The 21,025-nt window shown below is 65.2% G+C and carries 18 protein-coding genes; 10 read left to right on the top strand and 8 right to left on the bottom strand.

Going from position 1 to position 21,025, the window contains the following annotated elements; translation table 11 throughout:
- The first annotated feature begins 1 nt into the window (after position 1).
- The 4 genes from BM282_RS14680 to BM282_RS14665 all read left to right on the top strand — a co-directional run bounded on the left by BM282_RS14680 (position 2) and on the right by BM282_RS14665 (position 3,582).
- Positions 2 to 940: a carbohydrate ABC transporter permease gene (locus tag BM282_RS14680; RefSeq protein WP_089882419.1), complete on the top strand. Its 939-nt coding sequence runs from the start codon at positions 2 to 4 to the stop codon at positions 938 to 940.
- Positions 921 to 1,811 (top strand): carbohydrate ABC transporter permease, encoded by an 891-nt coding sequence (locus tag BM282_RS14675; RefSeq protein ID WP_089882417.1) that lies wholly within the window; start codon positions 921 to 923, stop codon positions 1,809 to 1,811. The genes BM282_RS14680 and BM282_RS14675 overlap by 20 nt, the downstream gene beginning before the upstream one ends.
- Positions 1,812 to 2,039, top strand: coding sequence for a hypothetical protein (locus BM282_RS14670; protein ID WP_089882415.1), 228 nt, complete (start codon positions 1,812 to 1,814; stop codon positions 2,037 to 2,039).
- Between the two features lie 112 nt (positions 2,040 to 2,151).
- Complete coding sequence (locus tag BM282_RS14665) at positions 2,152 to 3,582, top strand: M81 family metallopeptidase (RefSeq protein ID WP_089882413.1); 1,431 nt, start codon at positions 2,152 to 2,154, stop codon at positions 3,580 to 3,582.
- A gap of 51 nt (positions 3,583 to 3,633) precedes the next feature.
- Here the strand turns inward: BM282_RS14665 and BM282_RS14660 are convergent, their stop codons facing one another.
- The 8 genes from BM282_RS14660 to BM282_RS14625 all read right to left on the bottom strand — a co-directional run bounded on the left by BM282_RS14660 (position 3,634) and on the right by BM282_RS14625 (position 13,004).
- A complete protein-coding gene (locus BM282_RS14660; RefSeq protein ID WP_089882411.1) occupies positions 3,634 to 4,776 on the bottom strand; it encodes a Gfo/Idh/MocA family protein in 1,143 nt (380 codons plus the stop codon).
- A 102-nt stretch (positions 4,777 to 4,878) separates the two neighbouring features.
- Positions 4,879 to 6,024, bottom strand: coding sequence for an MFS transporter (locus BM282_RS14655; protein ID WP_089882409.1), 1,146 nt, complete (start codon positions 6,022 to 6,024; stop codon positions 4,879 to 4,881).
- A gap of 106 nt (positions 6,025 to 6,130) precedes the next feature.
- The gene (locus tag BM282_RS14650; protein WP_089882407.1) at positions 6,131 to 7,201 is read right to left on the bottom strand and encodes a glucose 1-dehydrogenase; all 1,071 of its coding nucleotides are present in this window, start codon (positions 7,199 to 7,201) and stop codon (positions 6,131 to 6,133) included.
- Between the two features lie 200 nt (positions 7,202 to 7,401).
- Positions 7,402 to 7,968 carry a YdcF family protein gene (locus BM282_RS14645; protein WP_089882404.1) on the bottom strand — a complete coding sequence of 189 codons (567 nt, stop codon included), beginning with the start codon at positions 7,966 to 7,968 and terminating at the stop codon, positions 7,402 to 7,404.
- Between the two features lie 513 nt (positions 7,969 to 8,481).
- On the bottom strand, positions 8,482 to 9,240 hold the full coding sequence (locus tag BM282_RS14640) for an IclR family transcriptional regulator (RefSeq protein ID WP_089882402.1): 759 nt from the start codon (positions 9,238 to 9,240) through the stop codon (positions 8,482 to 8,484).
- A 179-nt stretch (positions 9,241 to 9,419) separates the two neighbouring features.
- On the bottom strand, positions 9,420 to 10,388 hold the full coding sequence (locus BM282_RS14635) for an alpha-ketoacid dehydrogenase subunit beta (RefSeq protein WP_089882400.1): 969 nt from the start codon (positions 10,386 to 10,388) through the stop codon (positions 9,420 to 9,422).
- A 2-nt stretch (positions 10,389 to 10,390) separates the two neighbouring features.
- Positions 10,391 to 11,548 carry a thiamine pyrophosphate-dependent dehydrogenase E1 component subunit alpha gene (locus BM282_RS14630; protein ID WP_089882398.1) on the bottom strand — a complete coding sequence of 386 codons (1,158 nt, stop codon included), beginning with the start codon at positions 11,546 to 11,548 and terminating at the stop codon, positions 10,391 to 10,393.
- Between the two features lie 76 nt (positions 11,549 to 11,624).
- Positions 11,625 to 13,004: an FAD-binding oxidoreductase gene (locus BM282_RS14625; protein ID WP_089882396.1), complete on the bottom strand. Its 1,380-nt coding sequence runs from the start codon at positions 13,002 to 13,004 to the stop codon at positions 11,625 to 11,627.
- Between the two features lie 118 nt (positions 13,005 to 13,122).
- On the opposite strand from BM282_RS14625, the gene BM282_RS14620 reads away from it, so the two are divergent.
- From BM282_RS14620 to BM282_RS14595, 6 genes are all read left to right on the top strand, one after another.
- The gene (locus BM282_RS14620) at positions 13,123 to 14,436 is read left to right on the top strand and encodes an ABC transporter substrate-binding protein (RefSeq protein ID WP_175501562.1); all 1,314 of its coding nucleotides are present in this window, start codon (positions 13,123 to 13,125) and stop codon (positions 14,434 to 14,436) included.
- A 9-nt stretch (positions 14,437 to 14,445) separates the two neighbouring features.
- Positions 14,446 to 16,371, top strand: a complete 1,926-nt coding sequence (locus BM282_RS14615) for an ABC transporter permease (protein WP_245758383.1) — start codon at positions 14,446 to 14,448, stop codon at positions 16,369 to 16,371.
- Positions 16,368 to 17,123: an ABC transporter ATP-binding protein gene (locus BM282_RS14610; protein WP_089882801.1), complete on the top strand. Its 756-nt coding sequence runs from the start codon at positions 16,368 to 16,370 to the stop codon at positions 17,121 to 17,123. Before BM282_RS14615 ends, BM282_RS14610 begins: the two co-directional genes overlap by 4 nt.
- Positions 17,120 to 17,854, top strand: coding sequence for an ABC transporter ATP-binding protein (locus BM282_RS14605; RefSeq protein WP_089882800.1), 735 nt, complete (start codon positions 17,120 to 17,122; stop codon positions 17,852 to 17,854). Before BM282_RS14610 ends, BM282_RS14605 begins: the two co-directional genes overlap by 4 nt.
- Positions 17,851 to 18,351, top strand: a complete 501-nt coding sequence (locus tag BM282_RS14600; RefSeq protein ID WP_089882392.1) for an LUD domain-containing protein — start codon at positions 17,851 to 17,853, stop codon at positions 18,349 to 18,351. Before BM282_RS14605 ends, BM282_RS14600 begins: the two co-directional genes overlap by 4 nt.
- A gap of 64 nt (positions 18,352 to 18,415) precedes the next feature.
- A complete protein-coding gene (locus tag BM282_RS14595) occupies positions 18,416 to 20,665 on the top strand; it encodes an LUD domain-containing protein (protein WP_089882390.1) in 2,250 nt (749 codons plus the stop codon).
- Positions 20,666 to 21,025: the final 360 nt, after the last annotated feature.

The raw sequence follows: 21,025 nt of genomic DNA, 5'->3' as shown, positions 1-21,025 counted from the left end.
GATGGCAGAATCACACGGCCTCCAGCGCGTTCGACGTCGCTTCAGCGGCTACCTCTCCACGGAGCACGTCGAATCGACCGACACCGACCTCTCGTGGTACGCCATCATCCTCCCGAAGGTGGTGTTGTTCGCGGCGATACTCCTCGTCCCGTTCATCGGTGCGTTCTACATCAGCCTCCACGAGTGGGCTCCACTGGCGCAGACGCACCCGTTCGTCGGCCTCGACAACTACGTGCGACTGTTCCAAGACCCGGTGTTCTGGAACGCGATAATCAACACCGCCGGCTACAGTCTCGCCCTCCTCGTGTTCGACGTTCCCATCGCGTTGGGGTTGGCGTTACTGTTGAACATGAACCTCCGAGGGACGAAGTTCTACTCGGGAGCCATCTTCCTCCCCGTCGTGACCTCGTGGGTCATCGTCTCGCTCATCTGGTCGTGGCTGTACAACCCCGAGTACGGGCTGTTGAACGCGATACTGGGCGCGGTCGGTCTGCCCCAACTGTCGTGGCTCCAGAGTTCGAGTACGGCGCTGGCGTCCATCGCGCTCATGAGCATCTGGAAGCACATCGGGTTCAACATGGTTATCTTCCTCGCGGGGTTGAAAGGCATCCCGGACGACTACTACGAAGCCGCCATCGTCGACGGCGCGAACCGCTGGCAGCGGTTCCGATACATCACGCTACCGCTGTTGAAGCCGACGACGTTCTTCGTGTTCATCGTGACGCTCATCTTCTCGTTCCGCGTCTACACGCAGGTGTACGTGATGACGCAGGGCGGACCCGTTCGGTCGACGTACACCATCGTCTACTACTTCTGGCAGACGGGGTTCCAGGAGTTCGAGATGGGGTACGCGAGCGCCATCGCCGTCGTCCTGTTCCTCATCGTCTTCGGACTGAGCATCCTCCAGCAGCGAACGTGGGGTGACGACGTTGAGTACTGACGAACTCGACTTCGGCGACGGCGGACCCGAGGTGCAACACGAGGGGTCGTGGTACGATACGGTCGCGAAAGCCGTCGCACACCTCGTGTTACTGTTCTTCAGTGCGGTGATGACGATTCCGTTCGTCTGGGCGTTCCTCACCTCGCTGAAGCCCGAGAACAAGATATTCACCACCATCAGACAGATCATCCCGGCGGACCCGACGTTCGCGAACTACGTCAACGTCTGGATGCAGAACCCGCTGGACCGATGGATACTCAACAGTCTCGTGCTCGCAGTCGGCGTGGTGTTCTTCACGCTACTGTTGGACACGCTCGCGGGGTACGCGCTCGCGAAGGGCGACTTCAAGGGGAAGTCGCTCGTCTACACGCTCGTCATCGGGACGCTCGTCATCCCGCCGCAGGTGGTGCTCGTTCCCCTCTACTTGGAGATGAACGCGCTGAACTGGTCGAACACGTACTGGGCCATCATGGTCCTCTACATCGCGAACCCGTTCGGGACGTTCATGATGCGGCAGTTCTTCCTCGGCATCCCCGACTCGCTCATCGAGGCGGCCCGGATGGACGGCTGTAGCACGTTCCAGATATACACGCGCGTGATGTTGCCGCTGGCGAAACCGGCGCTCTCGTCGCTCGGCGTGTTCACGTTCATCTTCGTCTGGGGGGCGTTCCTCTGGCCGTTGGTCATCCTCAACGACTCCTCGATGTACCCGCTACAGGTGGGAATCGGACTGCTCACCGGGCGATACAGCTCCCAGTGGGGGCAACTGCTCGCCGCAGTCGTCATCGCCGCACTCCCCGTCATCGCGGCGTACCTGCTCGCACAGCGAACGTTCATGGAAGGCATCGCGCTCACCGGGGGGAAAGGATAGATGGCTCCGTGGTTGCTCCCGTTGGCCGGCAAACTCGGCTACGCCGGGAAGAACGAGCCCGTCGTGGGCGGTGCGCTCGTCTTCTTCGTCGCCGCCGCCGGCGTCCTCTATCTCTCGTTCGTCCGCGACGAGATGGACGCCGGGCCGGTGATGAAGATAGGTGGCCTCCTCCTCCTCGGGATGGCGCTGCTCGCGTTCTTCTGGCCGATGCGGCCGTGGCCGCACTGACCGGGCGACGGCTTCCTATCGGCCGAGTCGTGCGCCGTTTTGTCTCCCGCGAACCGAACGAGAACCGTCCGATGGGGAACGATTGATACCTCCTCGCCGCGTGCGAACGGGCATGAAAGTAGCAGTGGCGACGATGAGCCACGAGACGAACACGTTCGCGGACGGAACGACGGATTTCGAGACGTTCGCCACGGCCGTCGGCGCGGACCTCTCGGAGCGAGAAGACGTCGGGCGGTCGCTCGACGGCATCGTCGAGACGCTCGACGCGGCGGGCGTCGAGATACTCCCGACGGTCGGAGCCAGCGCGCTCCCCGCACCGACCGTCGAACCCGAGGCGTACGAGTGGGTCGAAGAGACGCTCCTCGACCGACTCGACGGAGAAGCCGTCGACGGCGTCTGTCTCGACCTCCACGGGTCGATGTTCGTCAAGGGAAACCCCGACCCGGAGGGCGTCCTCCTCGAAGCGGTGAGAGACGCCGTCGGCCCCGACGTCCCGATAACCGCGGCGCTCGACATGCACGCGACGATAACCGAGCGGATGGTCGCGCATCTCGACGGCGTCGCGGGGTACCGCACCGCGCCGCACACCGACGTCGCGGCGACCGGCGAGAGAGCGGCGACGCTCCTCCTCGACGCACTCGGCGGAGACGTCGAACTCACCCTCGGGTGGCGGCCGATACCGATACTCCTCGCCGGAGAGCGGTCGGAGACCGAAGCCGAACCGATGCGGACGCTCGTCGCGTCGCTCCGCGAAGCAGACCGGAGAGACGGCATCCTAGACGCGAACTACTTCCTCGGCTTCCCGTGGGCCGACTCGCCCCACGCGGGGTGTCACGCACTCGTCACGGGAGACGCGTCGGCGGAGTCGGTCGTCGAATCGACGGCGACGGAGTTGGCCGAACGGTTCTGGCGACGGCGTCGGTCGTTCGCGTTCACCACCGAAGCGTTCGAGTCCGGTGCCGCGTTGGACGAAGCGGCGTCGACGGACGCGCGACCCGTCGTCGTCGCCGACACCGGCGACATTCCGGGTGCGGGCGCGAGCGAGGACACGACGAACCTCCTCGCGGCGGTACTGGACAGGGCCGACCTCGAGACGCCTCTCGTCGCCGTCGTCGCCGACGCCGACAGCTACGAAGCGTGTCGTGAGGCGGGCGAAGATACGTCCGTCTCGCTGTCGCTCGGGCGGTCGTATCCGGGTGGGACGCCGCTCAACGTCGACGGGACAACGCGCGCGTTCTGCGACACCGGGGACGCGCGAACCACGCTCGTCTCTCTGGACGGTGCGGACGTGGTCGTCAGCGACCGGCGAACGAACGTCCACCGCGACCCGTCGTTCTTCGGGAGACTCGGCGTCGACCCGAGAGAACGCGCGCTCGTCCTGCTGAAGAGCGGGTACCTGAGTCCGGCGTGGAAAGACGTCGCCGGCCGACGACTGTTCGCGCTGACGCCCGGAGAGACCGACCAGCGACTGTCGGAACTCCCGTACGAACGGGTGCCGCGGCCGCTGTATCCGCTCGACGAAGACGCGACGTGGAGCCCGTGAGCGCGGGGTGACGAAACGGGGTAAGAACAGTCCGAGCGGAAGCGTCCGCCGTCAGGGGTCGAGCGCCGTCGACGTCGAGCGCTCTCGAATCTCGTCGGCCGTGACCTCCCGACCGAGTTCGTCCGAGAGGTAGATACCCTCCATGACGAGCATCGACTCCAGCGCTATCTCGGCTGTGGGAATCGTCTCGGTCTCGCCTCGAATCCCCCGAAGCCACTGGTAGAGGTCGTTGTCCCAGAGTTCGCGCTCGCCGTCGTAGAAGCGGCGTTCGCGCCGGGCGAACTCGTCGACGTCGACGTCGGCCGCGAGGTCGGTGTCCGCCATCGTCGTGCGGAACTCGAACGGGTCGAGTCGGACGCCGCCGGTCGCGCCGACGAGTTCGCTCGACTCCGACGCGTCGGCGAACATCCCCCACGCCGCCTCGACGGTGAGGACCCGTCCGCCGTCGAGTCGGGCGAACCCGAAGCCGACGTCTTCCATCCCGTCTCGTTCCGCGAGTCGCGTCTCGTACCGGTCGAGGTTGTCGCCGACGTGCGCTTCGGTGAACAGTTCGTCCGTCCCGTCGAACGTCGACCCGCTCACCCGTTCGACGTCGGGACGCCCGAAGAGGTAGAGCAGTTGGCCGATGGGGTACGTCCCGAGGTCGTAGACCGGACCGCCACCGGCCGTCTCCTTCCGCTGGAACGAGGCGGTTCCGTAGCCGTTGATGTAGGGGCGGCCGCGGACCCGTCTGTACGCCGCGTGGCCGTACTGCAGGGTGCCGAGGCGGCCGTCGTCGACGAGGCGTTTCGCCACCCGGGTCTCCTTCGCGTAGAGGTAGACGTTCTGAACGGCGAGGTGTCGGTCGTTGCGTTCGGCCGCCTCGTACATCCGCTCGGCGTCGGCGTAACTGCCGGCCATCGGTTTCTCGCAGTAGACGTGTTTGCCCGCGTCGAGAGCGTCGACGGCGATGGGGGCGTGGAGGTTGTTGTGGACGCAGACGTCGACGACGTCGACGGCGTCGTCGTCGAGGACGTCGCGGTAGTCGGCGTACGTCTCCGGCACCGAGTACCGGTCTGCGAGTTCGGTCGCTCGCTCCTCGTCCACGTCGACGACGGCGACGACGTTCGCGCGGTCCGTCTTCCGATACACCGACTCGATGTGCGTCGCACCGCGGTTTCCGGCGCCGACGACGGCTATCGAGAGTGGGTTCATATGTGTCACTCGACAGATACACGCTCGACGGTGTCTATCGTTGGGGAACCAGCAAGACGAACGGAACGGCAAGTCGGGGGCGGTGCCTCTTCAGGCGGCGAGTCACCCGTCGGCCGGGAACGAGTCGCCGGTTCCGAGCGACCCGTCGAGGAGGCCGCTCACCGCGACGACGGCGAGTCCGACGACAGTCGCGTACGCGTACATCGACTGGACGCCCACGAGGTCGACGAGACGGCCGGACGCGAGTTCGCCGAGCGCCGACCCGGCGGCGAGTCCGAAGCCCGTGAGGAACGTCTGTGCTGTCGATTCGAGCGACGCCGGAGCCAACTCGTGCGCGAGGTTGACCGCCGCGAGCATGAACGCGGCGTAGCCGACGCCGAGCAGTACCTGCATGGCGACGACCAGCGTCGGCGTCGGCGACGTGGCGTAGAAGCCGAAAGTGAGAGCGTGACACCCCGCGCCGACGACGAGCAGTCGACGATACGTCGTCGCGAAGCGGACGGCGGAGAGAAAGACGACAGCCTCGCCCGCCGTCTTGGCGGCGACGGAGAGGCCGGTTATCGCGTCGGTGCCACCGATGCTCCTGACGTACACCGAGAGGTACGCGCTCCCGGCCGGGAGTATCGCGCCCATGAGGAACGCGGCGACGAGCAAGGCGGCGAAGTTCCGATTCGTCACGAGCGACGCCGCACGGAGGCCGACGCTCTCCGTGGGCGGCCGACTCCGGACGGGGACGCGAAAGAGGATGACCGCGAGTGCGGCCATGCCGACGGCGAAGGCGTAGAAGACGACGGCCGACCCGACGCGGGAACTCACGAGGCCGACGCCGAGGGCGGCGACGCCGAACGCGAGACTCCCGTACGCGCGGACGCTCCCGTACGAGAGTCCCGTCGAGAGTACCATCGAGTTCGCGACGGGACGTATCGGCGCTCGAAACACGGCGAACGCGACGGTCACCGCCGCGAGGAGGGGAAACGCCGATGCGACGCGAGGGTAGAGCAACCCCAACACGCCCGACATGGCGACGCCCACGAGCAGGATTCGACGGCGGGCACCGAACCGGTCGCTCAGCAAGCCCCACCCCGGAAGCGCGAAAATACCGGCGACACGGAGTAAGAACCCCACGGTACCCATCTCGACGCCGCTCAGACCGACGCTCTCGAAGTGGGCGTTCCTGAACACGACGAACCCGCTCCAAGACGCGAAGTAGAGGAAGTAGAACGCTCTAAAGTAGCGGCGTTCACGCATGGCGTCGTGAGTCGTTCATCGAACGGGATAGTCACTCGCCTCTCGGCGATTCTCGTGGGGTGTTCGCACGGCGCTCGTCGGGACAGACGGACGGACGAACGCGGCCTCAGGGCGCATCGAACTCGACGACGGTCTTGATGACGTCGTCACCGGTCTCGAACGCGCCTTCGACGTTCTCGGGCGCGTACACATCCGTGACGAAGGCGTCGAAGAACCAGTCCGGAAACGCCCCGAGTCGGTCTTTCGCCGCCTCGTACTGTCTCGCGTTCGAGTTGACGCTCCCGAACAGCGCCTTGTTCTCCAAGACGAGTTCGCGGTGGAGTCGGCCGCCGTCGACTTCGAACTCCCAGTCGTTCGGGATGCCGAGCAACGCGCCGACGCCGTTCGGTGCGAGGGCGTCCACCGTCTCGAAAGCGTGTTTCGCGTAGCCCGTCGCCTCGTACACGAAGTCCATCGGTTCGTACGCGTCCGCGACGGAATCGACCGCCGTCTCGCGGGAGTCGACGTACGTGCCGCCGAGTCGTTCGATGACGTCAACGGTCGGGTCGGGTCTGTCGCGACGGCCGAGACAGTAGGTGCGCTCGAACGGCGACGACTCCGTCTCCAGCATCGCGAGCGTGAGCAGTCCGAGCGGTCCGTTACCGAGGACGAGTGCGCTCTCGGGGTCCCACTCGAACGCCGAACGGGCGGCGAAAGCGTGCTCGAACGCCTTTTCGGAGTTCGACACCGGTTCGACGAGAAAGCCGTGCTCCGCGAACGAGTCCGGAACGGGGACGAGAAAGTCGGGGTGGCTGGTGAAGAACTCCGACATGTAGCCGTGCGCGCCGACGATGCCGCGTTCGACGTACTGCCCGTCCGGAGCCATGTCGGGTTCGCTACGCTCGAAGTACCGGTTCGACTCGCCGGCCGGACGACGAACCGTCGGGACGACCAGTTGGCCCGCGTCGAGGTCCGTCCCGTTCGCGTCTTCGACGACGGCGACGGCTTCGTGTCCCAGAATCTGGTAGTCGTCGCCCGGCGGGTAGCCGCCGTGGTTGCCGCGTACCACTTCGTGGTCCGTGCCGTCGATACCGACGCGAAGCGTCCGCAACAGTACCTCGCCGGCGTCGGGTTCAGGGTCGGGCACGTCGAGGAGCGTCGGCCGCGACGCGCCCCGTTCGACGACGACGGCCTTCATCTCGAACGTCCTCCGAGCAGACCGTCGCGCGACGTCTCACCGGTCCGTCGACTACTCGTGTTGCCACTGCGTACCATGGCTCACGATTACTGACACCGGATATTAAACGCTCCGCCGAGGATGCGCCGCGGCCGTCTGGCGGACGGAGTCAGACCCGAGTCGAGAGACGGCGAGAGAAGAACCGAGACACGAGAGGCGACTCAGACGGAGACGGTCTCGACGGCCTCGGGGAACTCGTAACAGTCGTGGTCGGTGTGGAGGCGGTGCTGAATCGCCTCGATATCGCCGGGTGTGATGGACTCGAAGAACGACTCCGTCTGCGCCAACTTGCTTCGCGTGCCGTGCGAGTCGACGGGGGTGTCCGTCTCGACTGCGTACGTCGTGTCCACCGCCACACCCCGCCCGAAGCACTGCTCGAACGCGTACTGCGAACGCCGGGCGTGGAAGTCGTCGGTGACGACGGCGACGTCGCGCACGTCGAGGCCGACGTCGTCGACGAGGACCCGGGTGAAGTAGGCGTTTCCGATGGTGTCGTACGCGGAGGGGTCGAGGAGGATTCGGTCGGGGTCGACGCCACGCCGAACGGCGTAGTCACCCATCACACCGCACTCGGTCCGTTCCACTTCCGGATTCGTCTGCGCGCCGGTGAAGACGAGGTGCGACGCGTCGGTCACGTCGAACGCCTTCATCCCCATCTCGACGCGCCTCCTGAGTCGGTCGTGGATGTGGTTCGATTCGAGACGGTGGCCGAGCACGACGACGATCATACACCTTCCACAGAGGCCAAACATATAGAGTTTCGGTACATTCTTAAAACAAATTAATTCTCAGAAAAGAGTTGAAAGAAGTACAATAAATATTGTAGTTCCGGAATCGCGAGAGCATCGAGTTGCTTAGGCAAAGAACGGAATATTTCGGAGCGAAGTAGCCTCGGAACAGCCACGAGAAACCGAGATTACGAGAGAACGTCGTGAAAAATTCAGTTATACTCGAGGAACGTTCAGTCAGGGAATCTCTCGAACCCACGTCGACGGTGGGCTGGTTCGTAATGGCGAGAAAAGACGTTTCTGCGACGTCGACGGCCGCATCGATGAGTCACGCGAGACGAGAAAGAGCGCTACTAGCGGTGAGATAGGGCGTACTCAATATATCTAATTGTACGTGAAATCTGGAGTGGATGTGTGTTTCGAGACTGTATTACAGCTATAGAGGTGTAACAGTATCACGGCCGGAGCGGAGGTGAGCCATATCGACCAGGTGTTCGGCAGGAGTAAACGACGTCACGAGAAGACGAACTTCAGTTGAACGACGTTCACCGCCTCTCGGAGGGCATCGACGAGTTCGCGTTCTCTGTCCGAGTCGGTGAACTGGCGGGCAGGCCCGGAGACGCTCACCGAACCGAGCGGGTTCCCGTCGACGAGGACGGGCGACGAGAGACAGCGGAGTCCCTCCACCGCCTCTTGTTCGTCGAACGAGACGCCGGTCTGTCGGATGGTCTCTAACTCGTCGTCGAGTGCCTCGCGTGTCGTGATGGTGTGTTCCGTGAGCGAGGGGAGACCGTGTTCGTCGACGATGTCGTCCACTCGTTCGACGGGGAGATGTGCCAAGATGGCTTTCCCCGTCGCCGTCGCGTGCATCGGCCACCGTTCACCCGGTGACATGTAGATGTCCGTCGACCCGGTTGCGTCCGCGGCGTGGAGACACGTCCCTCTTCCTGCCTCCTCGACGACGAGGTTGGTTCGCTCCCCGGTCTCGGTCGCCAGTTCGTCGACGACCGGTTTCCCCCGACCGTACAGGTCGAAGCTCTGCTGGACGGTCGAGCCGAGACGGAGAAATCGACAGCTGAGACTGTAGCTACCGTCGGACTTCACCAAGTAACCGTTCGCGTGGAGCGTGTTGAGATGGGTGTAGACGGTGCTCTTAGAGAGCGACAGTTCTCGTGCCACCTCCGAGGCCCCGGCCCCGCCGAGGCGTTCGAGTGCTTGGACGATGGCCAGTGTGCGTTCCACCGCGCCGATCGTCTTGGGTTCGCTTGCCATAGGGGGACATCCCAGTGACACCAATTATCTCTTTCGACCCTGGTGAACGGAGAGTTACCATCGTCGGACGGACGCGTCGAATGGGCGGACTCGACCCGAACGAGACGAGAAACCGACTGGTCCGTCACGGTCGCAGACTCGACACCGTCGTGGACTCGACGCGACAGCCGAGTCCCGTGTCAGAAGTCGACCGTCTCTTCGATGGCCGCGGCGATTCGCGGCGGGTGCGGGATGTAGTAGTCCTCCATCGCGAGGAGTGGGACGGGCACGTCGAACCCGGTGACGCGTTCGACGGGCGCTTCGAGGTACAGCAGTGCCTCGTCGTTGATGGTCGCGACGAGTTCGCTCGCGAAGCCGCCGGTCTTCGGTGCCTCGTGGACGACGACGCAGCGACCGGTCTTTTTCACCGACTCGACGACCGTCCGTCGGTCCAGCGGTGAGATGGTCCGGAGGTCGATAACCTCGCAGTCGACGCCGTCCAGTTCGTCCACCGCCTCCAGCGTCTTGTGCATCATCGCCCCCCACGAGACGACGGTCACGTCCTCGCCCTCGCGACGCACCGCGGCCTCTCCGAGCGGTTCCGTGTACGTCCCCTCGGGCACCTCCTCGCGGAACGACCGGTAGACGTGCTTCGGTTCCATGAACAGCACGGGGTCCGGGTCGCGGATGGCGGAGAGGAGAAGCCCCTTCGCGTCGTGCGGCGTCGAGGGAATCACGACTTTCAGCCCGGGGACGTGACTGTACGCCGCTTCGAGGCTCTCGGAGTGGTGTTCTAAGGCCCGGACACCGGCCCCGTACGGCATCCGAACCGTCATCGGTGCCGTCAACTCGCCGCGAGTGCGCCAGCGGATTCGGCTCGCGTTCGTGACCAGTTGGTCGAACGCGGGGGGCAGAAAGCCCGAGAACTGAATCTCGGCGACCGGCCGGTAGCCGTACGTCGCGAGACCGACCGCCGCGCCGACGATGGCAATCTCCGAGAGCGGCGTGTCGCGAACGCGTTCCTCGCCGAACGCCTCCTGGAGACCGTCCGTCGCGCGGAACACGCCGCCGGACTGTCCAACGTCCTCACCGAACACCAGCGTCCGGTCGTCGTTCGCTAACTCCTCGTGCAGTGCGTCGTTGATGGCTTCGATGATGGTCGCGTTCATGGTCATCCCTTCGGTCGCTGTTCGATGTAGTCGTACATCTCCGGGTGGTCTGCGAGGAACTGCTCGTACTCGCGGCGTTGTCGGCGCAGTTCCGGCGGCGTCTCCTCGTGGAGGTACTCAAACATCGCCTCCACGCCGCGCCGTTCGAACGCGTCCGCCGCGTCGACGGCGTCGGAGAACTGGTCGTCAACCTCCGCGCGAACGGCGTCTTCGTCCACCTCCTCGAGATAGCCGGCCTCCGCGAGGAAGTTCCGGTAGCGTTCGAGTGGGTCGCGTCGCGCCCACTCCTCGACTTCGTCGTCGTCGCGGTAGCGCGTCGGGTCGTCGCTCGTCGTGTGGGCGGCCCGACGGTAGGTGACCGCTTCGACGAGTACCGGACGTCCCTCGAGTGCCCGGCGACGCGCCTCGGTGACGGCGTTGTAGACGGCGAGCACGTCGTTACCGTCGACGCGAATCCCGTCGACGCCGTAGGCGAGGGCCTTCTGCGCGACGGTGTCGGCCGCCGTCTGTTTCTCGAAGGGCAACGAGATGGCGTACTGGTTGTTCTGGCAGAAGAAGACGCACGGCGACTCCATCACGCCGGCGAAGTTGAGTCCCTCGTGGAACGCGCCCGTGGATGTCGCGCCGTCGCCGAGGTTGGCGAACGCGACTCGCTCCGCGTCGTCCAGTTTCATCCCCCACCCCATCCCGGCGACGAGGGGGATGTGCGACCCGATGGAGATGGCGAGACCGAAAACGTTCGCGCCCTCCATCCGCGAGGCGTCCTCCACGCCGCGCCAGTAGAGGAGCAAGTCGCGCATCGAGAGGCCGTGCATCAGCAACGCGCCCGCTTCGCGACCGTACGGGAATATCCAGTCGTCGTCCGCGAGGGCGAATCCGCTGCCGATGATAGCCGCCTCCTGTCCCTGTCCGGAGGCGTACGTGCCGAGTCGCCCGCGTCGCTGGAGTTTGGTCGCTCTGTCGTCGAACGTCCGCTGGAGGAGCATCCAGCGGTAGACGTCTCGGAACGTGTCGGCGTCGAAGTCGGGGAGTCGGTCGATGTCTGGTGAGCCGTCGGGTCCGAGGACCCGATACGTGTCGATGGACACGTCCTCCTGTCGAATCCCCCGAACCCCCGCGTCGGGCGACCTGGGAGGTGATGGTCTCGTCTCGTCGGTCATGCTTCGTTGTGTGGTAACCCAACACAGACATAAAGCTTGGTACTGACGGCGTCGTCTCGCGCGCGTTAGAACGGGTTCAGTCGAACATCTTACCGGGGTTGAGGATGCCTTCGGGGTCGAGCGTCGCCTTCAGCGACCGCATCGTCTCGATGACTGCAGGTTCGAACTCGCGGCGGAGGTACTCGCGTTTCCCGACGCCGACGCCGTGTTCGCCGGTACACGTGCCGCCGGCGTCGAGCGCTCGCTGGACGATTCGTCCGGACGCCTCGCTGACTCGCTCGCGTTCGTCCTCGTCGTCGAGGTTCGCGAGGATGGCGTAGTGGAGGTTGCCGTCGCCGGCGTGGCCGAACGCCGGGATGGGCAGGTCGAACGACGCCGACACCTCGCCGACGAAGCGGACCATCTCCGCGTACGCGCCGATGGGGACGGTCACGTCGCCGACGACTTCCAACTCGCGGTCCGGGTCGTACTCCAAGAGCGCTTGGCCTATCTCGCGGCGCGCCCGCCACAGTCGCTCTCGTTCGGCTTCTTCGACCGCGGTGTCGACCCGGACGGGGTCGTGGTTCCGGAGCACATCGACGAGTGCGTCCATCTCCCTGTCGACGCCGCGGCCGTGGAGTTCGAAGAACACCATCGGTTCCGACGGGAGTCCCGAGTCGGTGTAGGAGTTGGCTATCTCGGCGGTGAGCGAGTCCACGAGTTCCACCGTCGCCGCGTCGATACCCGCGCGGATGGCGTCGGTGATAGCCGCGGTGGCGTCGTCCAGCGAGTCGAAGATGGCTCGTCCCGCGAGCGTCCTCGCGGGTTCGACCGCGAGTTCCAGCGTCACGCGCGTGACGACTCCCAGCGTCCCCTCGCTCCCGACGAACAGGTCGACGAGGTTGTAGCCGGCGGAACTCTTCTTCGCCTTGCTACCGACTTCGAGAACGGTTCCGTCCGCGCGGACGACTTCCAGTTCCAACACCCACTCGCGGAGTTCGCCGTACTTCACGGCGCGAATCCCGCTGGCGTCGTTGGCGACCATCCCGCCGACCGTCGAGAAGGCGGCGGACTGAGGGAACGCCGGGAAGCACAGTCCCTCCGTCGCGACGTGGGCTTCGAGGTCACCGCCGACGACGCCGGGTTCGACGTCCACTTGCAGGTCGTCGGGGCGGAAGGCGAGAATCTCGTCGAGTCGCTCCATCGAGAGCGAGATACCGCCTTCGACGGGGACGGCGTTCCCCTCCGTACTCGACCCGGCGGCGTACGGGGTCACCGGGACGCCGCGGTCGTTCGCGGCGGCGAGAACGGTGGAGACGTCGGCCGTCGACGCCGGGTAGACGACGGCGTCGGGTCGACTCGCGTCCGCGGCGTGCGTCCCGTAGTCGGTGGCGAATCGGTCGCGGTCCGCTCGCTCGAACGAAATCTGGTCGGGAGAGAGCGAGAGGTCCGCGAGGAAGCCGCAGTCGTGTGGCATGCGAACGGATTCCACAGCACCCGATAAAGTTCTGTCGTCGGTCGAAGCCGGCGACGTACCGGGTATCTACACGAACGTTTGCACAAATTATTTAGTGTTCGATATGGTGTGGTCACACATGGCAGACAACGATAGTCCGGCGTACGCGAGTGACCGACGGACGCTTCTGCGAACGATTGGGGCGGCGGGTGCCGTCGGACTGGCGGGGTGCGCGGGTGACGACGCGAGTTCCGGCGGAACCACCGAGACGAGCGGAGAGTCGTCCGGAGAAACCTCGACGTCGGGCGGAACGACCGGAAGTTCGAGCAGCGAGACGGTGAAAGTCGGCTGGCTCTATCCGTCGACGGGGCCGTACGGTGGTCTCGCAACCTATCAAGAGCAGGGCGCGAAACTCGCCATCAAGCGCATCAACGAGAACGGCGGCATCGACGGGACGCAGATAGAGGGCTTCCACGAGGACACGCAGGCCGACCCGCAGACCGGCACGCAGAAGGCTCGAAAGCTCGTCCAACAGGACGGGGTGGACGCGCTGTTCGGCTGTATCTCCTCGTCCGTCGGGTCCGCCGTCGCGGGCTACGCCGCCGAGGAGAACGTCCCGTTCTATCCGGACGTCGCCGCCGACGGGTTGACGATGGAGAACTGTCAGCGAACGACGTTCCGCTACGAGACGCGGGCGAGTCAGACCGCCGCGGCGGGTGCGCCGTGGGCCGTCGACAACTTCGGCACGAAAGTGTGGATACACAACGCCGACTATCTGTGGGGCAACAGCGTCGCTTCCGCGTGGGAGAAGACGGCGAAGGACCACAACAGCAGCGTCGAAGTCGTCGGTAGCACCACAAGCGAACTCGGCGCGACGGACTTCTCGTCGTACATCAGTCAGATAATGTCCTCGGACGCCGAGTGGGTGGTCACCGGACTCAACGGCGGCGACGCCGTCAACTTCCTGAAGCAGTCGAACAGCTACGGGCTGAAGTCCGAGAAGACGCTCGTCAGCCCGGTGAACTCCTTCCAGTTCATCCGTAAGGCCGCCGGGGAGGCCGCACAGAACACCTACTCGGCGATTCGGTACTACGAGGGCTTCGAGAGCGACGCCAACAGCGAGTTCGTGCAGGCGTTCACCGACGAGTACGCTTCCGCGCCCGACAACTTCTCGCACGTCTCGTGGGTGTACATGTACCTGTACAAACGCGCCGCGGAGAAGGCGGGCAGTTTCGCGACGGACGACATCGTAGAGGCACAGACTGCGGTGAGTTTAGACGGACCGATGGGAACGACGAGTTACCGCGAGTGCGACCACCAGGCCGCACGTCCCTACAGCATGGGCGAGATCGTCGCTCCCGGCGACTACGACTGGCCGGACATCGAGGTGATGACGACTATCGAGGCGGACGAGGCGACGGTGCCCTGCAGTTCCGTCTCCTGTCAGCTCTGAGGAGTCGAGATGGACGTCAACCTCCTCGTACTCCAACTGCTCAACGGCCTCGCGCTGGGAGTGCTCTACCTCCTCATCGCGTCCGGTCTCTCCGTCATCTTCGGGATGACAGACATCATCAACTTCGCGCACGGCGCACTGTACATGCTGGGTGCGTACGTCGGTCTCTCCGTCATCGACGCGACGGGAAGCTTCTGGCTGGCGTTGCTGCTGGCCCCCTTGAGCATCGGCGTCGTCGGTGTCTTCTTAGAGCGGACGACGCTCCACCGCATCTACGACCGCGACCCGCTCTACCACATCATCCTCACGTTCGGGCTGACGCTGATGCTCTCGGACGCGGTGGAGTTCATCTGGGGCAAGAGCCCACAGCAGTTCCCCGGTCCCGACGCCATCACCGGCGCGGTGGCGCTCGGGCCGATATTCTACCCGAAGTACAAACTGTTCCTCATCGTCGCCGGTATCGCCGTCGCCGGTGGCGTGTGGCTCCTCTTCGAGAAGACGAACTTCGGACTCATCGTCCGCGGCGGCGCGCAGAGTCGCCAGACCGTCCGCATCATGGGTATCAACATCTCGAACTATTTCACGCTCGTGTTCGGGTTGGCCGCGGTGCTGGCGGGCGTCGCGGGCGTCCTCGCCGGACCGTTCCTCAACGTCACGCCGACGATGGGCGACCAGATAATCATCACCGCGTTCATCGTCGTCGTCGTCGGCGGCCTCGGGAGCTTTCGCGGCTCGGTCGTCGCCGCCCTCCTCATCGGCCTCGTCCAGTCGCTCGGCACCGTGTTCGTCCCGCAACTGACCGGTTTTCTGGTCTACCTGCTCATGATTCTCGTCCTCCTCGTCCGGCCGCAGGGCCTCCTCGGCGAGTACGAGGTCAGGAGCGACTCAACGAAGGTGACGTTCAGCGAGATAATCGAGCCCGTCTCGATAACCGACAAGCGCGCGCTCGGCTTGCTCGGCGTCTTGGCGCTCGTCCCGTTGGGGATGGGGTCGCTCTACTCGCCGTACTTCGTCGGTCTGCTGTCGCTCATGTTCATCTGGGCGCTCCTCGCGCTCAGTCTCGACATGGTGATGGGCTACATGGGTCTGCTCTCGTTCGGCCACGCGGCCTTCTTCGGCATCGGCGCGTACGCGACGGGGCTGTTCACGATGCACGTGTTCAACTCGTTCGTCGCCGCCGCCGCCGTCGCCATCGTCGTCGCGGCGGGCGTCGCGTGGATAATCGGTGCGCTCTCGATCCGGCTGACCGGTGTCTACTTCGCGATGATAACGCTCGCGTTCGCGCAGATGTTCCATCAACTCGCGCTGACGTGGAACGACGTGACCGGCGGGAGCGACGGCCTCACGGGGATGCCGACGGTGGACCTGTTCGGCGCGGGACTCGTCAGCCTCGGCGACACGGCGACGTTCTACTACTTCGCGCTCTTCGTCACCGTCGCCGCGTACGTCGTGACGGTGAAACTGCTCGACTCGCCGTTCGGGCGCGTGGTGACGGCCATCCGCGAGAGCGAGCGTCGCGTCTCGTTCCTCGGCTACGACACGAACGTCTACAAGCGCCGCGCGTTCGCCCTCTCGGGAGCCATCGGCGGCCTCGCGGGCGCGCTGTTGGCGACGTACCAGACGTTCGTCTCCGCGGGAACGCTTCACTGGGTCGTCTCCGGCGACGTGGTCATCGCGATGATGTTCGGCGGCATCGGAACCCTGTTCGGCCCGATGTTCGGTGCCGGACTGTTCATCGGCCTGCAGGAGATACTCTCCTCGTACACGGACCAGTGGCGGTTCGTCCTCGGACTGCTCCTCGTGCTGACCGTGATGGTCGCCCCGCGCGGCCTCATCACGGTGTACAGTTCCGTCCGCGACGCGGTTCGGCTCCGGATGGGCTCCGGCGGCGGCCCGCAGCGAGACGCCGCGACCGACGGTGGTGAGAACCGATGAGCACGATACTGGAGACGGAGAATCTGACGAAACGGTTCGGGAGTCTCACCGCGAACGGCGACGTGAACCTCACGGTGGAGTCGGGGACGACTCACTCCGTTATCGGGCCGAACGGGGCCGGGAAATCCACGCTGTTCAACCTCATCACCGGACTGCTCGAACCCACGTCGGGGTCGATTCGGTTCAACGGCGAGGACATCACCGGCGAGTCGCCGCACGAAGTCGCTCGCCGTGGACTGGCGCGCTCGTTCCAGATAACGGACGTGTTCGACGGGCTGACCGCCTTCGAGAACGTCCGCGTCGCCGCGCAGTTCGCGGACGACCGCCGGTCGAGTATGTGGCGGTCGGCGGACAGTCTCACGGACGCGGGCGGCCGCGCGACCGAGATACTGGAAGACGTCGGGTTGGCGGACCGAAGCCACCAGCGCGCGGCCGAGTTCGCCTACGGCGACCGCCGAAAGTTAGAAATCGGAATCACGATGGCGACCGAACCGGACCTGCTCATGCTCGACGAACCGACGGCGGGGATGGGCAGAGAAGACACCATCAGCACCGTCCAACTCGTCCAGCGTCTCGCCGACGAACGCGGCTTCACGCTGATGCTCATCGAACACGACATCGAGATAGTCATGAGTATTTCCGACACGATAACGGTGCTCCAACGAGGCGAAGTCATCGCCGAGGGCACGCCGGACGAGGTGCGGGCGGACGAAGAAGTGCAACGCGCTTATCTCGGGGGGGCCCAGCTATGAGCGACCCGCTCCTCTCCGTCGACGGAATCGACGCGGCGTACGGCCAGAGCCAGATACTCAGAGACCTCTCGCTGTCGGTCGAACGCGGCGAGGTGGTCTCGCTGGTCGGCCGCAACGGCGCGGGAAAGACGACGACCCTCCGCGCGATTCTGGGCATTCTCACCCCGTCGGCCGGGACGGTCACGTTCGACGGAGACGATGTCACCCACCGTCCCGACTACGAGACGGTGGCCCGCGGGATACAGTACGTTCCCGAGGACAGGCAGGTGTTTCCAGACCTGAGCGTCGACGAGAACCTCCGGCTGGGCGAGTTGAAGAGCAAGGGCGCGGGGACGCTCACGATGGAGGAGGTGTTCGAACGGTTCCCGCGACTCCGAGAACGGCGCGCGAACAAGGGGTCACAGCTCAGCGGTGGCGAACAGCAGATGCTCGTCATCGCCCGTGCACTCGTGGGGAAGACGGACTTGCTGATGCTCGACGAACCGACGGAGGGACTCGCCCCCCAGATAGTCGAGGACGTGATAGAGATAATCGAGAGCATCAACGACGAGGGCGTGACGGTACTCCTCGTCGAACAGAACGTTCAGGCCGCGATGTCCGTCGCGGACCGCCACTACGTCATCAACAAGGGACAGAACGTGTTCGAGGGGACGACCGACGAGATTCGGGCGGCCGACGACGTTCTGGAGGAACATCTCGGCGTCGGCGGCGAGTCGGAGCTCTCGCTATGAGTCTCGACGCGTTCGAACGGGCGGCGACCGGTCGCCACGCGACGGTCGAGCGGACCACCGTCGACGACTTCGGCGAGACACTCGCCGCACACCTCGACGGCCCGACGGTGGGGACCCCGCTCCCGTTCGAGGGCGTCTCGCTCGAACCCCACCCGGTCACCCTCCGGCCGACGCCCGCGGAGCTCGACGCGGCGACGGTCGGTGTTACGCCCGTCGGCCCCGCCGTCGCGGAGTACGGGAGCGTCGTGCTGGCCTCCGACAACTGGGGAGCGGAGCAGGTGAGTATCTACCCCGAGACGCACGTCGGCGTCCTCGCCGCCAGCGACGTCGTACCGACGCTCGAAGACGCGGTCGAGCGTATCGCGGGTGCGGTCGGTGACGGTCTCACCAGCGCCGTCCTCACCACGGGACCGAGCGCGACGGCCGACATGGGCGCGCCCGTGTACGGCGCGCACGGTCCCGCGAACCTCCACGTACTCGTCCTCGAAGACCGATGAACGACACCAGCCACCGGTCCGTGGCCGTTCCGGTCGGTGCCCGGACCGCACGGAGGGGGGCGACGTGAGCCGACCCGAACGGTCGAAGCGGGAGCGAGCGGCACGCATCCGCGAACTGCTCTCGACGGACGGGCGACACGTCGCCGAGAACGTCGAACCGTTCAACGAGGGCCGGTATCGACGCTACGCCGAGATGGCCGACACCGAGTCCTATCGCACAGCGGCCCGTCGCATCAAGGAGGACGCTATCGAACGCCTCCCCGAGTTGGTCGAAGAGGTGACCGTGACGGTCGAAGGCAACGGCGGCACCGTCTACCTCGCTGACGACGCCGACGACGCGCGCCGCTACGTGCGCGAGGTGGCCGCGGCGAACGACGTGCGCTCGGCCGTGAAGGGAAAGTCGATGACGACGGAGGAGATAGCGCTGAACGAGGAACTGGAGAGCGCCGGAGTGGCCGTCCACGAGACGGACCTCGCGGAGTTCGTCCTGCAACTCGCCGACGAGGAGGCGAGCCACATCGCCACGCCCGCCGTCCACAAGTCTCGCGAGGAGATAGCCGCCCTGTTCGACAGCGTCTACGACCTCGACGAACCGTTGGAGACGCCCGAAGAACTCACGCGATTCGCGAGCGACGTCCTGCTCGAACGGGTGAAAGAGGCTGACCTCGGAATCACCGGCGCGAACTTCGTCACCGCGGACACCGGCACTATCGCTCTCGTCACCAACGAGGGGAACGCCCGGAAGTCCGCGGTCACGCCACCGACCACCGTCGCCGTCGCCGGTATCGAGAAAATCGTCCCCTCGCTGGCCGACCTGCCGCCGTTCTTGAACCTCATCGGACCCTCGGGGTCCGGGCAGGACATCACCGCATACGTTTCGTTCTTCACGCCGCCCGTAGCGTCGCCCGCCATCGACTTCGACAGTCCGGACACGCCGGGGTTCGGCGACGCCGACGAACGGGAGTTCCACCTCGTTCTCGTGGACAACGGACGGATGCAGATGCGCGAGGACGACCAGTTGAGAGAGACGCTGTACTGCGTCCGGTGCGGTGCCTGCGCGAACTCGTGCGCGAACTTCCAACAGGTGGGCGGCCACGCCTTCGGCGGCGAGACGTACTCCGGCGGCATCGCAACGGGATGGGAGGCCGGCGTCCACGGGACGGACGCCGCCGGGGAGTTCAACGACCTCTGTACCGGGTGTACGCGCTGTGTGAACGCCTGTCCGGTGAAGATAGACATCCCGTGGATAAACACCGTCGTCCGCGACAGACTCAACCGGGGGGCGTCACCGGGGTCGTTCGACTCCATCGTGGAGGGGCTGACACCCGACGAAGAGCCTCCCGGACTGGACGCCGGGAAACGCCTGTTCGGAAACGTCGAGACGCTCGCTCGGTGGGGGAGTCGGACGGCACCGCTCTCGAACGCCGTCGCCGGGTCCGCTATCGGTCGACGCGTCCTCGAACGGGTCGCAGGCGTGGACAGTCGCCGCGAACTCCCGACGTTCGCCGGGACGACGTTCCGCGAGTGGTTCGACGCGCGCGACGGAGACGGACCCGACGACCCGACTCGCACGGCCGTCCTCTATCCCGACGTGTACACGAATCACGTACAGGTCGAACGCGGGAAGGCGGCCGTCCGCGTCCTCGAATCGCTCGGCGTCGACGTCGTCGTCCCCACGGTTCGGTCGAGCGGACGCGCCCCCTTCTCGCAGGGGATGGTCCGAACGGCGGAGAAACACGCAGAGGCCGTGACCGAGGCCCTGAACCCCGAGATAGACGGCGGTCGCGACGTCGTCGTCGTCGAACCGAGCGACCTCGCGATGTTCAGAGACGACTACCGACATCTGCTTGACGAGGAGACGCGGACCACCCTCGCAGAACACAGCTACGACCTGTTCGAGTACGTCTACGGACTGTTGGAGAACGGGGCGGACGCGACCGACCTCTCTGACGCGGCGAAACGGCGCGACGGCGAGACGAAACTCGCCTACCACAGTCACTGCCAGCAGCGAACGCTCGGCGTGGAGACGTACACCGAAGCCGTCCTCGAACGACTGGGGTACGACGTGGTCTCTTCGGAGGTGGAGTGCTGCGGGATGGCCGGAAGCTTCGGTTACAAACTGGAGTACTACGACCTGAGCGTAGCCGTCGGCGAACGCCTCCGGGCGCAGTTTACGACCCCGGAGACAGCCGACCGTCGCGTCGTCGCCAGCGGAACCTCCTGCGTCGAGCAACTCGACTCGCTGTTGGCGCGCCGAGCCGAACATCCGATTCGCGTCGTCGACCCCGCCGACACCGAGTCGAGAGATCGGTGAGCGGTAGTTCGGGAGTTTTACACACAATATTAATTGTATATCGTGATGGGAGAATCGTCCTCCAACCCTCGTGAAATCTGCCGGACACGTACCCGCACGCGTTCGCAGTTCAGCACGTCGGTGAGGTCAACGTGCGACGTCCCTGAACCCCCAGAAGGCGACAGTGCCGCATCTCCCGAGAGATAAACGATAGAAGATGCAGGCATCGCGAGTCTACTTGTGAACTCATTGTACTCGGTGTATTCGAGGCAGTGTTCGCACTCATCTGTACCGGGGGCTTCCGAACGCGACGAGCGATGCGCTACCGCCCGAGACTGCCTCAAGCCGAAGTATTCGAAGGGCGGATGGGTTTGTCAAATA

Source organism: Halogeometricum limi (assembly GCF_900115785.1).
Classification (GTDB): domain Archaea; phylum Halobacteriota; class Halobacteria; order Halobacteriales; family Haloferacaceae; genus Halogeometricum; species Halogeometricum limi.
The sequence above is the reverse complement of the archived record's forward strand: the minus strand, read 5'-3'. Positions and strand labels throughout refer to the sequence as shown.

Bases quoted from the DNA above. Each gene is read 5' to 3' on its own strand.
- BM282_RS14680 (WP_089882419.1), top strand. From the start codon at position 2: ATGGCAGAATCACACGGCCTCCAGCGCGTTCGACGTCGCTTCAGCGGC.
- BM282_RS14635 (WP_089882400.1), bottom strand. From the start codon at position 10,388: ATGAACGCGACCATCATCGAAGCCATCAACGACGCACTGCACGAGGAG.
- BM282_RS14660 (WP_089882411.1), bottom strand. From the start codon at position 4,776: ATGAACCCACTCTCGATAGCCGTCGTCGGCGCCGGAAACCGCGGTGCG.
- BM282_RS14610 (WP_089882801.1), top strand. From the start codon at position 16,368: ATGAGCACGATACTGGAGACGGAGAATCTGACGAAACGGTTCGGGAGT.
- BM282_RS14605 (WP_089882800.1), top strand. From the start codon at position 17,120: ATGAGCGACCCGCTCCTCTCCGTCGACGGAATCGACGCGGCGTACGGC.
- BM282_RS14640 (WP_089882402.1), bottom strand. From the start codon at position 9,240: ATGGCAAGCGAACCCAAGACGATCGGCGCGGTGGAACGCACACTGGCC.
- BM282_RS14600 (WP_089882392.1), top strand. From the start codon at position 17,851: ATGAGTCTCGACGCGTTCGAACGGGCGGCGACCGGTCGCCACGCGACG.
- BM282_RS14630 (WP_089882398.1), bottom strand. From the start codon at position 11,548: ATGACCGACGAGACGAGACCATCACCTCCCAGGTCGCCCGACGCGGGG.
- BM282_RS14650 (WP_089882407.1), bottom strand. From the start codon at position 7,201: ATGAAGGCCGTCGTCGTCGAACGGGGCGCGTCGCGGCCGACGCTCCTC.
- BM282_RS14620 (WP_175501562.1), top strand. From the start codon at position 13,123: ATGGCAGACAACGATAGTCCGGCGTACGCGAGTGACCGACGGACGCTT.
- BM282_RS14655 (WP_089882409.1), bottom strand. From the start codon at position 6,024: ATGCGTGAACGCCGCTACTTTAGAGCGTTCTACTTCCTCTACTTCGCG.
- BM282_RS14625 (WP_089882396.1), bottom strand. From the start codon at position 13,004: ATGCCACACGACTGCGGCTTCCTCGCGGACCTCTCGCTCTCTCCCGAC.
- BM282_RS14665 (WP_089882413.1), top strand. From the start codon at position 2,152: ATGAAAGTAGCAGTGGCGACGATGAGCCACGAGACGAACACGTTCGCG.
- BM282_RS14645 (WP_089882404.1), bottom strand. From the start codon at position 7,968: ATGATCGTCGTCGTGCTCGGCCACCGTCTCGAATCGAACCACATCCAC.
- BM282_RS14615 (WP_245758383.1), top strand. From the start codon at position 14,446: ATGGACGTCAACCTCCTCGTACTCCAACTGCTCAACGGCCTCGCGCTG.
- BM282_RS14670 (WP_089882415.1), top strand. From the start codon at position 1,812: ATGGCTCCGTGGTTGCTCCCGTTGGCCGGCAAACTCGGCTACGCCGGG.